Annotated in this window: 12 protein-coding genes; 10 read left to right on the top strand and 2 right to left on the bottom strand. The window is 45.4% G+C overall.

Features of this window, described 5'->3' with window-relative positions; translation table 11 throughout:
- The first annotated feature begins 17 nt into the window (after window positions 1-17).
- The 3 genes from lgt to RJ47_RS19720 all read left to right on the top strand — a co-directional run bounded on the left by lgt (window position 18) and on the right by RJ47_RS19720 (window position 2,712).
- Window positions 18-839: a prolipoprotein diacylglyceryl transferase gene (gene lgt, locus RJ47_RS19710; protein WP_038137498.1), complete on the top strand. Its 822-nt coding sequence runs from the start codon at window positions 18-20 to the stop codon at window positions 837-839.
- Window positions 840-848: 9 nt separating this feature from the next.
- Window positions 849-1,700, top strand: a complete 852-nt coding sequence (locus tag RJ47_RS19715) for a thymidylate synthase (RefSeq protein ID WP_039486380.1) — start codon at window positions 849-851, stop codon at window positions 1,698-1,700.
- Between the two features lie 226 nt (window positions 1,701-1,926).
- Window positions 1,927-2,712, top strand: coding sequence for an EAL domain-containing protein (locus RJ47_RS19720; protein WP_039486383.1), 786 nt, complete (start codon window positions 1,927-1,929; stop codon window positions 2,710-2,712).
- 98 nt (window positions 2,713-2,810) lie between these two features.
- Here the strand turns inward: RJ47_RS19720 and RJ47_RS19725 are convergent, their stop codons facing one another.
- Window positions 2,811-3,956: a Na/Pi symporter gene (locus tag RJ47_RS19725; RefSeq protein WP_038137494.1), complete on the bottom strand. Its 1,146-nt coding sequence runs from the start codon at window positions 3,954-3,956 to the stop codon at window positions 2,811-2,813.
- 407 nt (window positions 3,957-4,363) lie between these two features.
- On the opposite strand from RJ47_RS19725, the gene nhaR reads away from it, so the two are divergent.
- Both nhaR and RJ47_RS19735 read left to right on the top strand, forming a co-directional pair.
- Window positions 4,364-5,254, top strand: coding sequence for a transcriptional activator NhaR (gene nhaR / locus RJ47_RS19730; RefSeq protein ID WP_038137491.1), 891 nt, complete (start codon window positions 4,364-4,366; stop codon window positions 5,252-5,254).
- A 172-nt stretch (window positions 5,255-5,426) separates the two neighbouring features.
- On the top strand, window positions 5,427-5,723 hold the full coding sequence (locus RJ47_RS19735) for an ArsR/SmtB family transcription factor (RefSeq protein ID WP_038137489.1): 297 nt from the start codon (window positions 5,427-5,429) through the stop codon (window positions 5,721-5,723).
- Between the two features lie 107 nt (window positions 5,724-5,830).
- Here the strand turns inward: RJ47_RS19735 and rpsT are convergent, their stop codons facing one another.
- Window positions 5,831-6,091, bottom strand: coding sequence for a 30S ribosomal protein S20 (rpsT, locus tag RJ47_RS19740; protein WP_008077153.1), 261 nt, complete (start codon window positions 6,089-6,091; stop codon window positions 5,831-5,833).
- Between the two features lie 259 nt (window positions 6,092-6,350).
- Between rpsT and murJ the strand changes: the two genes are divergently transcribed.
- The 5 genes from murJ (at window position 6,351) to fkpB (ending at window position 12,964) form a co-directional block, all read left to right on the top strand.
- Window positions 6,351-7,913, top strand: coding sequence for a murein biosynthesis integral membrane protein MurJ (gene murJ, locus RJ47_RS19745; RefSeq protein ID WP_039486385.1), 1,563 nt, complete (start codon window positions 6,351-6,353; stop codon window positions 7,911-7,913).
- Between the two features lie 70 nt (window positions 7,914-7,983).
- The gene (ribF, locus tag RJ47_RS19750; protein ID WP_038137483.1) at window positions 7,984-8,928 is read left to right on the top strand and encodes a bifunctional riboflavin kinase/FAD synthetase; all 945 of its coding nucleotides are present in this window, start codon (window positions 7,984-7,986) and stop codon (window positions 8,926-8,928) included.
- Window positions 8,929-8,983: 55 nt separating this feature from the next.
- Window positions 8,984-11,812, top strand: a complete 2,829-nt coding sequence (gene ileS, locus RJ47_RS19755; protein ID WP_039486388.1) for an isoleucine--tRNA ligase — start codon at window positions 8,984-8,986, stop codon at window positions 11,810-11,812.
- 87 nt (window positions 11,813-11,899) lie between these two features.
- Entirely contained in the window at window positions 11,900-12,403 is a 504-nt protein-coding gene (lspA, locus tag RJ47_RS19760) for a signal peptidase II (protein ID WP_039486389.1), read from the top strand.
- A gap of 129 nt (window positions 12,404-12,532) precedes the next feature.
- Window positions 12,533-12,964, top strand: coding sequence for an FKBP-type peptidyl-prolyl cis-trans isomerase (fkpB, locus tag RJ47_RS19765; RefSeq protein ID WP_038137478.1), 432 nt, complete (start codon window positions 12,533-12,535; stop codon window positions 12,962-12,964).
- The last annotated feature ends 8 nt before the right edge of the window (window positions 12,965-12,972 follow it).

A 12,972-nucleotide genomic window follows, 5' to 3' on the forward strand; every position in this document is an offset into this window, starting at 1 on the left:
CTAAGAGTAATAATCCTATGTCTCAGGGATATCTTGAATTTCCTAATATAGATCCTGTATTGGTCTCTATTGGTCCTTTATCTATTCGTTGGTACGGACTCATGTACCTCGTTGGTTTTGCTTTTGCGCTTTGGCTTGCGAATCGCCGAGCGGATAAACCTGGTAGCGGCTGGACACGTGAGCAAGTGTCAGACTTGTTGTTTGCGGGCTTTTTAGGCGTCGTTGTTGGTGGTCGAGTAGGGTATGTATTGTTCTACAACTTTGACCTATTTCTGCAAGACCCGCTTTACTTGTTCAAAGTGTGGACGGGAGGCATGTCATTTCACGGTGGATTGTTAGGTGTGATCACCGCGATGTTCTGGTACGCCAAGAAAAACGGTCGAACTTTCTTTGGCGTTGCAGACTTTATTGCACCGTTAGTGCCATTTGGCCTTGGTATGGGTCGACTTGGTAACTTCATGAACAGTGAGCTTTGGGGGCGTGTAACCGATGTCCCTTGGGCGTTTGTCTTCCCGAATGGTGGTCCATTGCCGCGTCACCCTTCACAGCTCTATGAAATGTTCCTAGAAGGGATCGTTCTATTCTTCATCTTGAACTGGTTTATTAAAAAGCCTCGTCCACTGGGCGCTGTTTCAGGGCTATTTTTGGCGGGATATGGTACATTCCGTTTCCTCGTTGAATACGTTCGTGAGCCTGATGCGCACTTAGGTTTGTTCGGTGGTTTTATCTCTATGGGACAAATTCTATCGTTGCCGATGGTGATCATTGGTGGCCTTCTGGTCGCTTGGGCGTATAAACGTGGCTACTACAAAGACGAACTCCCGCAACAAACGAAGTAAGGAATTGGTGTGAAACAGTATTTAGAACTCTGTCAGCGAATTGTCGAACATGGTGAGTGGATTGAAAATGAGCGTACTGGTAAACGCTGTTTGACCGTCATCAACGCTGACTTAACCTATGATGTTGCCAACAACCAGTTTCCTCTCGTCACCACGCGCAAGAGCTTTTGGAAAGCAGCGGTTGCCGAGCTACTAGGTTATATCCGAGGTTATGATAACGCGGAAGACTTCCGTAAGCTTGGAACCAAAACTTGGGATGCAAATGCGAACCTGAATGAAGCATGGTTAAATAATCCGTACCGCAAAGGTGAGGATGATATGGGGCGTGTTTACGGCGTACAAGGGCGTGCTTGGGCTAAGCCTGATGGTGGTCATATTGACCAATTACGCAAGATTGTCGACGACCTCACTCGTGGCGTTGATGACCGTGGTGAGATCCTAAACTTCTACAACCCTGGTGAGTTCCATATGGGTTGCTTACGCCCGTGTATGTACAGTCATCATTTCTCGTTGCTTGGTGATACCTTGTACCTCAACAGCACGCAGCGCTCTTGTGATGTACCCCTTGGCCTTAACTTTAATATGGTTCAAGTGTATGTGTTTTTAGCGATCATGGCTCAGATTACGGGGAAAAAGCCGGGGAAGGCCTACCATAAGATCGTCAACGCTCACATTTATGAAGACCAGCTTGAGTTGATGCGTGATGTGCAGCTTAAGCGCGAGCCACTAAAAGCGCCGACTTTCCACATCAACCCAAATATTAAGTCTCTTGAAGATCTAGAAACCTGGGTAACATTGGATGATTTTTGGGTCGAAGGCTACGAACATCATGATGCAATTAAATATCCGTTTTCTGTTTAATTGACTTAAGAAGTGAATCAATGGCTTGGTTGTTATGATCATACGACCAAGCCATTTTTTATCCCCCCCAACCGCTTGCCCCTTTTTTCCTCGCTACGTCTCATTTCTCTTATAAAGCAGCATGTTATCAATAATGCGACAAGGTTATCCGTCCATTGCTGAGTAATTTGTATGTTAACATGCCTCAAAAAATTAACATGCTGTGTTGTATAAGGTTGTGTGATTGATGGAATGTGATTATCGAAAGCTGAGAGATACCGTCGCCAAGCAGATTCAATGGGATGAATTTGGGTGTGCCTATATTCAACACAATGGTCTGATGTTTCACAGTTTTTTTCAGCCGATTTATGACCGCAGCATGGAGATTTTTGGTGTAGAGGCATTGGCTCGTATCTATGACAACAACGGCGACCTTGTCCGGACGGATCACTACTTTAAATCGCTTGAGCAAGATGATGACGCGTTGCTCTACAGCACCTATATGTGCGCAGCCATTCATGTGATTAACTTCGCACGCTCTATTTACCGCTCTAAGTGTATTTTTATCAACGTTGCTCCTGTTGTATTTGAGCTTATCTCTAATGATTCCTTTGCCATCGAGAGTTTGTTACACAAGTTGGATGCATTACAGCTAAAACCAGAACAGATCATTTATGAGCTGATAGAACTTCAAAGTCACGATTATCAACTGGCGGTGAGCGGGGTAAAGGCGTTAGAGAGTGTGAATATTCGAGTAGCGGTTGACGACTTCGGTGTAAAAAGCTCTACAGAACACAGAGTAAAAATAGTGCAGCCGAGCTTTTTGAAGTTGGACAGAAGTTTAGTTGTGAATGCAGTGGAGAGTGGATGCGATGGTATCGAACAGGCGATAAGTCTTGGCCGCTCGACCCGTTCCTTGATTATCGCGGAAGGAATAGAGAATCAAGCAATGTTGTCCCATTGTCAGTCTTGTGATGTCGATTTTTTTCAAGGGTACTATTTAGCTCGCCCACATAAAACTCCTCTTGCCTAAGTCGTTTTGTCCCTCCACTCCTTTAAGTTTCTAATTGCAAACAGCAGGAACAAAAAAGCCCACGATACTTCGTGGGCTCTAAAGGGAATCGGTGACGCTTAAGTGGTTAGCGCTAGGATTGTTCCTGGCAGTACAACGAAGACTGCTAGAAGGTAACCCGCGACAACTGCTTTGTTCTTCACTGCCATATCAGAGATGAAGTCTGCGCCTTTCACTGGTAGTTCGCGTAGGAACGGAATACCGAAGATGAATACCGTTGCCATGATGTTAAACACTAGGTGAACAAGTGCAATTTGTAATGCGAACACTGCAAACTCACCTGATACCGCTGTCGCAGCTAGAAGTGCTGTAATACATGTACCGATGTTTGCGCCTAGAGTGAATGGGTAAACATCACGTACTTTTAGAACACCTGAGCCGACCAGTGGTACCATCAAACTTGTTGTCGTTGAAGATGACTGAACCAGCACAGTAACGATTGAACCTGACACGATACCGTGAATTGGACCACGACCGATCGCATTCTTTAGAATCTCGCGAGCACGACCAACCATTAGGCTCTTCATCAGTTTGCCCATCACTGTAATCGCAACGAAGATTGTCGCGATACCCAAGACGATAAGCAGCACACCACCGACTTGGTCGCCAAATGTTGATAACGGCTCTTTTACAGCACTAACGACAGGTTTAGTAATTGGTTTAATGAAGTTAAGTCCTTTGATGCTCATGTCACCTGTTGCTAGGAATGGAGAGACTAGCCAGTGTGAGATCTTATCAAGGATGCCAAACATCATTTCTAGAGGTAGGAAGATGATTACCGCAAGAAGGTTAAAGAAGTCATGGATCGTTGCACTTGCAAATGCGCGTTTAAATTCTTCTTTGCAACGTACGTGACCAAGAGATACCAGAGTATTGGTCACTGTTGTACCGATGTTTGCACCCATCACCATAGGGATGGCTGTTTCGACCGGAAGACCGCCGGCAACAAGGCCCACGATAATTGAAGTAACTGTACTTGAAGATTGGATAAGTGCTGTTGCCACTAGACCGATCATCAAACCTGCTACTGGGTGAGACGCGAATTCAAATAAAACCTTGGCTTGATCACCTGTCGCCCATTTAAAACCGCTGCCTACCATTGATACTGCTAAAAGTAGTAGGTACAACATGAATGCCAAGTTAGCCCAGCGTAACCAGCGAGCCGTGCTCGAGATTGGTGCTGCTGTAGTAGTAGCTTGGTTCATAATTTTTCTCCGTGGACCGTTTAAATCTTGTTTGGTCTGTTGTTGAAACTGAGGGCGATGTTAGAGGGGAAATATTTCAGTAATATTACAGTTGTGTGTAATAACACTTTTTTTGCGGCTATGGTCGTTTTTGGGGTGTAGTCAATGTTTTACATTGTCTGTAAGATGTTGATTCTATTGCTTTATTTTTATCTTTATTTTGGTCGGGTTTTATTGGTTTTTTATCAATAGTTTTGTCAGATAGCACTTGTTTATCACTGCTTTATAACAGTTATAAGGCAAAAATGAAGAGCTATTGTTCGGTAAAATCATAATATAATGACGGTGTCTTCGTTTTTGCCGAATCGTTGTTGTCATTGAGTGGATTTGCTATAACCTAAGCATTCACTTTATCTTGAGTTAACACTATGTCCCACCTCAATTATAACCACCTTTATTATTTCTGGATGGTGTGTAAACAAGGCTCTGTTACGAAAGCGGCGGATGCTCTGTTTCTTACCCCACAAACCGTAACGGGTCAGATTAAAGCGTTAGAAGAGCGCATGGATGGAAAGTTGACCAAACGAAATGGTCGTAGTGTCGAGCCAACAGAGCTAGGTCAGCTTGTGTTTAAGTATGCTGATCGAATGTTTGGTCTTAGCTATGAGATGCTGGATATTGTGAACTACAGCCAGCGATCCAATATCTTGTTTGATGTTGGTGTTGCAGATGCGCTCTCTAAACGGTTAGTGAGTAAAATTCTCATGACAACGGTACCGCCTGATAGCAGTATTCACCTTCGCTGTTTTGAATCGACCCACGAAATGTTGCTTGAGCAGTTATCGCAGCACAAGCTGGATATGATTCTGTCTGATTGTCCTGTGGATTCGAGCCAAAGCCCAGGTTTGTACAGTAAGAAGCTTGGAGAGTGTAATATGAGCTTCTTCTGTTCTGGTAATGTGGATGATGTGCAGTTCCCAGCAGTACTTGAACAGAGAAAGCTACTGATTCCTGGCAGCCGAACGGCAATGGGGCGAAAGGTATTGCAGTGGTTTGACAGGCAAGGGCTTAAGCCAAACATTTTAGGTGAGTTTGATGATGTTGCCTTGATGAAGGCCTTTGCGCGATACCATCATGATGTCATTTTCTTAGCGCCTTCGCTTTATATGACAGAAGTTGAAAGCGATCTTCCTCTACAACTGATCGGTCATATCGATGAGTTAAAAGAAGAGTATTATGTCATCTTTGCAGAGCGTATGATCCAGCATCCAGCGGTAAAAAATGTGTGTGACGCGGACTTCATCTCACTGTTTAAATGATGATTTCATTTATAACAAATAGATTACTTGTTACAAATCGATTAATATTGTCAATATTAAATTTTAGTGTGATCCACCAAAGCAAGTCATATGTGCTAATCGTGCCACATTCCGTCGTGGTCATACGCGCGTTATCAGCGACTCCTAGTTTGGCTTCAAGAGGTACTGGCCGATGAATTTACAAGAGATGGAACAAAATTCTGCCAAAGCAGTTGTGCTATTGAAAGCAATGGCGAATGAAAGAAGGCTCCAAATATTATGTTTGCTACATAACAATGAGCTTTCGGTCGGTGAATTGTGCAACAAACTAGAACTGAGTCAGTCAGCATTGTCTCAGCACCTAGCATGGTTAAGACGTGATGGCTTGGTACACACTCGAAAAGAAGCGCAAACGGTGTATTACACATTGAGCAGTGAAGAGGTCAAGTCGATGATCCAACTACTGCATAGTTTGTATTGCAGCCAATAAAACGAAAGAGGAGGCGATAGCCTCTTTTTTTATTTACATGCGTAAATTGCAGACATAAAAAAACCGGCGTTAGCCGGTTTTTTTCTTCACTGGAAATCAGAGTTCTATTAAAGAGCTTTGATTGCAGCAGAGAAGCGAGACTTGTGACGAGCTGCTTTATTCTTGTGAATAAGGCCTTTAGTCGCCATGCGGTCTAGGATTGGTGTAACTGCAGCGAATGCAGCAGTTGCAGCTTCTTTGTCGCCTGCTTCGATAGCAGCAACAGTTTTCTTCATGTAAGTACGCATCATTGAGCGACGGCTAGCGTTGTGCTGACGACGTTTCTCAGCCTGGATAGCGCGCTTCTTAGCAGATTTACTATTTGCCAAGGGTCTAACTCCCAAAAACTTAGTTCGGTGACAATTTAAGGGCGAGGACTATCCCTCATTTGCGCTTAAATGTCAAATAATTTGTGCAAAAACCAATCGAAGCCAAACAAATTTTGGATTAGAAGGGTCTTCACGGTTAAGATGGCGGGGATTCTATCAGTATTTTTTTTTCAATGCTAATACTAATCTGCTCTCGACGAGTTATTCGTGAATAAGATAGGCACATTATTATTAGTATTCGCGATTTTCTGAGGTAACTGTGAGTAAACGTCTTCTAAAGTCAGGCATGATTGTCAGTGCTATGACTTTGATTTCACGCGTGTTGGGTTTAGTGCGTGATGTGGTTGTCGCAAATTTAATGGGAGCGGGTGCTAGCGCTGACGTCTTCTTCTTTGCAAACAAAATCCCCAACTTTCTGCGTCGACTTTTTGCTGAAGGTGCTTTTTCACAGGCCTTTGTTCCCGTTTTAACGGAATATCACGCCAGTGGCGATATGGATAAAACGCGCCAATTGATCGCTCGAGCGGCAGGGACGCTCGGAGTCATTGTCTCAATAGTCACGCTTCTGGGTGTTTTGGGCTCAGGTGTTGTTACCGCGCTGTTTGGTTTTGGTTGGTTTTTGGACTGGATGAATGGCGGTCCATCGGCGGAGAAGTTTGAGCTCGCGAGTTTTATGCTCAAAATTACCTTCCCATATCTCTGGTTTATTACTTTCGTTGCGCTTTCAGGTGCCATTCTCAATACCATGGGTAAGTTTGCGGTCTCTTCTTTTACCCCTGTGTTCCTTAATGTGATGATTATTCTCTCTGCGTGGTTTATCGCTCCGCAGTTACCACAACCTGAAATCGGATTGGCCATCGGGGTATTTCTTGGCGGGTTAGTCCAATTTTTGTTCCAGTTGCCGTTTTTAATCAAAGCGGGTGTCATGGTTAAACCCCAATGGGGCTGGCGAGACCCTGGGGTGGTAAAAATTCGCACCTTGATGATCCCTGCGTTGTTTGGGGTATCAGTTAGCCAAATCAACCTACTGTTTGACACTTTTATTGCCAGTTTTCTGCAAACGGGGTCGATCAGTTGGCTTTACTACTCTGACCGTTTACTCGAGTTTCCGCTTGGATTGTTTGGTATTGCGATTGCGACGGTCATATTGCCAGCCCTGTCTCGTAAACATGTTGATGCACAGAGCCACGGTTTTGCCCACACGATGGACTGGGGGGTGAGGATGGTGACTTTGCTTGGTATTCCAGCCATGTTAGGGCTGATGGTGTTGGCCAAGCCGATGCTGATGGTGTTGTTTATGCGAGGTGAGTTTAGCCCGCAAGATGTGCAGTTTGCGTCGATGTCTTTGGTCGCTTACGCGTCAGGCTTGCTTAACTTTATGTTGATAAAGGTTCTCGCTCCAGGCTACTACTCGCGTCAAGACACCAAAACCCCCGTTAAATACGGAATTATTGCAATGGCAACGAACATGGTCTTCAACGCCATTTTTGCTTGGTTTTATGGCTATGTTGGTTTGGCGATTGCTACTGCGCTTTCTGCGTTCGTAAATATGTCTCTTCTATATAGAGGTTTGCACCTTGCTGGTGTGTACCAGTTGACTCGTAAAACCTTGCTGTTCATTACCAAGCTGGTGATTGCTGGTGGACTGATGGTCGCTGTGATCTTATGGCAACTTGAAGAGATGCAAGTGTGGCTAGAGTGGCATTTTGCCGAGCGTGTTATGTGGCTGACTGCTTTGATCGCTTTAGGTGCCAGTGTCTACCTTATGACTCTCATGATTTTGGGAGTACGTTTAAAAGACTTAAAAGCAGCGACAGACTGAGGTTGATTAGTATATAATCCGTCGGTTTCACGCAACATAAATATCAAATACAGGTTTTTAGCAGCTTCCAATGGAATTGATTCGAGGCATTCACAACATAAAGTCACATCATTCAGGGTGTGTTTTGACGATCGGAAACTTCGATGGTGTGCATTTAGGGCATCAAGCGGTTTTACGCCAAGTATCCGAAAAGGCAAGAGAATTAGGCTTGCCTGCGACGGTGATGACCTTTGACCCACAACCCCTGGAGTTGTTTGCTAAAGAGAATGCGCCAGCTAGGCTGACTCGACTTCGTGACAAGTTTGTCCAACTGAGCAAGTTAGATATTGCGAGATTGCTGTGTGTAAATTTTAATCACCAGTTTGCCAACCAAACCGCTGACGAGTTTATTAGTGACTTGTTGGTAACGCGTTTGGGTGTTAAGTTTCTGGTCGTTGGCGACGATTTTTGTTTCGGGCGTGGAAGAGAAGGCAACTTTGCCATGCTTAAAGAAGCGGGCAAAAAGTTTGGCTTTGAAGTCGTCAGTACCCACAGTTTTTGTCTTCAGAAACTGCGCGTGAGTAGCACGGCGATCCGAGAAGCGCTTGCACAAGATAAGCTTGACGCAGCTGCGCGAATGCTAGGGCGTGATTACAGTATCAGTGGGCGTGTATCTCATGGTCGTAAGCTAGGTCGAACGATTGGCTTCCCTACGGCAAATATCCCCCTGAAACGCAGTGTCTCACCTGTATCAGGCGTGTATGTGGTTCAAGCGCTAGGCTTGGGAGATAGACCTGTCGGCGGCGTGGCAAACATTGGTAATCGACCGACTGTGAATGGCGTGCGCCAACAACTCGAAGTACATTTATTCGACTTTCATGCCAATTTATACGGCAAACAGCTTGAAATAGTGCTTTTACATAAGCTGCGAGATGAGCATAAATTTGACTCTTTCGACGCTTTAAAACAACAAATTGAATTGGATGCTGAGGCAGCAAGGGTGTGGCTGCGTCAGCGTGAAGACCAAGTGGTTTAGTTCGCTGCTTGGCATAATGTCTAACTGTCACCCAACACAACGGAATTAAGAATCGATGAGTGAGTATAAAGATACCCTGAACCTTCCTGAAACAGGGTTTCCGATGCGCGGCAATCTGGCGAATCGCGAGCCAGAAATGCTTAAGCGTTGGTACAAAGAAGATCTTTACGGCGCAATCCGTGAAGCGAAGAAAGGCAAAAAATCTTTCGTTCTACATGATGGCCCTCCATACGCGAATGGCGACATTCACATTGGTCACGCACTAAACAAGATTCTTAAAGACATTATTATTAAATCCAAAACACTTTCTGGTTTTGATGCACCGTACATTCCAGGTTGGGACTGTCACGGCCTACCAATTGAACTAATGGTAGAAAAGAAAAAAGGCAAACCAGGCCAAAAAATCTCTGCGGCTGAATTCCGTGAAGAGTGCCGTAAGTACGCGGCAGGTCAGGTAGAAGGTCAAAAAGAGAGCTTCAAGCGCCTTGGCATCATGGGTGAGTGGGACAAGCCGTACCGCACGATGGATTTTGCGACAGAAGCAAACATCATCCGTGCACTAGGTAAGATTGCTGATAACGGCCACCTACTAAAAGGTTTCAAACCTGTTCACTGGTGTACAGACTGTGGCTCAGCGCTTGCTGAAGCAGAAGTTGAGTACAAAGATAAAGTGTCTCCGTCTATCGACGTACGCTTTAAAGCGACTGATGAAGCCGCGCTTCTATCTAAGTTCTCATTGAACGAAGGTCATGAAGGCGAAGGCGATATCTCTATCGTAATCTGGACGACCACACCGTGGACTCTGCCAGCAAACCGCGCAGTATGTCTACGTGATGATCTAGAGTACGTGTTGATCCAAGTAGAAGGTGAGTCGAAGGAACGTATCATCGTTGCTTCTGAGCTAGCGAAAGACGTGATGGATCGTGCGGGTATCGAGCACTTCCATAACCTTGGTTTTGCAAAAGGTAGTGACCTTGAGCTATCTCAGTTCCAACACCCATTCTACGACTTCACGGTTCCTGCGATCCTTGGTGATCACGTAACCACTGAATCTGGTACAGGTGTGGTTCATACAGCCCCTGGCCACGGTCAAGAAGACTTTGCAGTCGGTAACAAGTATGGTCTTGAAGTGGCTAACCCAGTTGGCTCAAATGGCGTTTACTTGCCAGATACTGAGCTATTCGCTGGCCAGCATGTATTCAAAGCGAACGATGCAGTTGTTGAAACGCTAAAAGAGAAAGGCGCGCTTCTTCACCACCACGCTTATGAGCACAGCTACCCACATTGTTGGAGACACAAAACGCCAATCATCTTCCGCGCAACACCACAGTGGTTCGTCTCTATGGACCAAGCGGGTCTACGTGCAAAAGCACTAGAGTCAATCAAAGGTGTTGAGTGGATGCCTGAGTGGGGCCAAAGCCGAATCGAAGGTATGATTGAAGGTCGCCCAGAATGGTGTATCTCTCGTCAACGTACTTGGGGCGTGCCAATTGCTCTGTTCGTTCACAAAGAGACGGCAGAACTGCATCCAAACACACTAGAGCTTATCGAGAAGGTTGCTCAGCTAGTAGAACAAAAAGGCATTCAAGCTTGGTGGGATCTGGAAATCTCTGACCTACTAGGCGAAGAAGCAGACAACTACGAGAAAGTGCTTGATACGCTAGACGTATGGTTCGACTCAGGTGTGACTCACTACTCAGTGGTTGATGCTCGTGAGGAGTACAACGGCGCGTCGGCAGACCTATACCTAGAAGGTTCTGACCAACACCGTGGTTGGTTCCAGTCTTCTCTGATCTCGTCTATTGCGATGAAAGATGAAGCACCATACAAGCAAGTGCTAACTCACGGCTTCGTGGTTGATGGTCAAGGCCGTAAGATGTCTAAATCTATCGGTAACGTCGTTGCACCAAAAGATGTCACCAACAAGCTAGGTGCAGATATCCTGCGTCTATGGGTTGCTTCAACTGACTACACAGGTGAAGTTGCGGTTTCTGATGAAATCCTAAAACGCTCGGCAGATGCGTACCGTCGTATCCGTAACACAGCGCGTTTCTTCCTAGCCAACCTAAGCGGTTTCAACCCAGCAACGGATCTTGTTCCTGCTGAAGAAATGGTTGCTCTAGACCGCTGGGCAGTAGGTCGCGCTCTAGCTGCGCAAGAAGAGATTGTAAAAGCGTACGGTGAGTACAACACGCACGCTGTAACTCAGCGTCTAATGCAGTTCTGTTCTATCGAAATGGGCTCATTCTACCTAGATGTTATCAAAGACCGTCAATACACAGCGAAACGTGGCGGTCATGCGCAACGTAGCTGTCAGACAGCGCTTTACTACATCGTAGAAGCATTAGTTCGTTGGATGGCGCCAATCATGTCATTCACTGCAGATGAAATCTGGAACGAGATGCCGGGCGAGCGTGATAAGTTCGTATTCACTGGTGAGTGGTTCGAAGGCCTATTCGGTCTTGCTGAAGGCGAAGAGCTGAACAACGAGTTCTGGTCGGACGTTCAATCAGTTCGTGGTAGCGTGAACAAGCTGCTAGAGGATGCTCGTAAAGAGAAGATCATTGGTGGTTCGCTACAGGCAGAAGTGACGCTTTACGCTGATGACGCTCTAGTGGCGAAACTAAGCAAGCTTGAAGATGAGCTACGCTTTGCACTACTGACTTCAGCGGCGGTTGTTAAGCCTCTAAGCGAGAAGTCTGAAGCAGCGCAAGCGACTGACGTTGAAGGTCTGTTTGTTGAAGTTAAAGCGACTGAAAACGAGAAATGTGACCGTTGCTGGCACCATACACCAGACGTAGGCACAATTGCAGGTCATGAGAAGATCTGTGGTCGTTGTGTGTCGAACGTTGATGGTGAAGGTGAAGTTCGCAAATTTGCGTAATTTAGTCACGTAACTGAACTTTATTGTTAATTTATAGCCCCAGTATCTACTGGGGTTATTTTTAGGCTTAATGCTTTAAGGGATAAGATGTCAAACATTCCATTAAAACAATCAGGTGTACGTTGGCTGTGGTTAGCCATTGTGATCTTCTTTGCTGATATAGGTATCAAGTTGTTTGTCATGGACAACATGGGATATGGCTGGGCAAACAGAATTGAGGTATTGCCTTTCTTTAACCTGTTGTATGTTCACAACTACGGTGCGGCTTTCAGCTTTCTGAGTGACCAAACGGGCTGGCAACGTTGGTTGTTTACCGGTATTGCGTTTGTTGTAACCGGTATGCTGACCTATTGGATGAGCAAGCTACCAAGCAAAGAAAAGTGGAACAACATAGCGTATGCGATGATTATTGGCGGAGCTGTGGGTAACGTGTTTGATCGTGTTGTGCATGGTTTTGTCGTGGACTACCTGGATTTCTTCTGGGGAGATTATCATTGGCCTGCTTTCAATTTGGCAGATACGACCATTTGTATTGGTGCTGCCATGATTATTCTTGATGGCTTTCGTAACAAAGAAGAAGCTAAAGCATAATTCGTGATTGAGCGAATAACCTTAAGCGCTGTCGGTTGATTCGGGCAGCGCTTTTCTTTATGTTGAAGCGCTAATCGGTGTGTCTTTCTAGCATCGATAAAATAACAACAACGCCAAGGAAGCAGTAACGTGACGACAATTGCCCAAGACTCCGCAGTAACTCTGCATTTTACTATCAAGATGAATGACGGCGCAGTGGCTGATAGCACTCATAATATGGGTAAGCCCGCTAAATTAGTTATCGGTGATGGCAGCCTCAGTGAAAACTTTGAACAATGTTTAATTGGCTTGAAGGCCGGTGACCAGAAAGTCATTGAGCTTAAAGCCGCAGACGCATTTGGTATGCCAAACCCAGATAATATTCATTATATGGATCGTGCAAAGTTTGTTGGTGATGCCGAAGTGGAAGTCGGTACGATTATGGCCTTCTCTGGCCGTGATGGTATGGAAATCCCTGGAATCATTACAGAAATCGCGGGAGACTCGGTGACGGTTGATTTCAACCACCCTCTTGCAGGGCAAGATGTGACTTTTGAAGTCGAGATTTTGTCAGTAGAATAGCGAGCCAG

Origin of the sequence: Vibrio sinaloensis, assembly GCF_000808535.1 — a bacterium.
GTDB classification, from domain to species: domain Bacteria; phylum Pseudomonadota; class Gammaproteobacteria; order Enterobacterales; family Vibrionaceae; genus Vibrio; species Vibrio sinaloensis_D.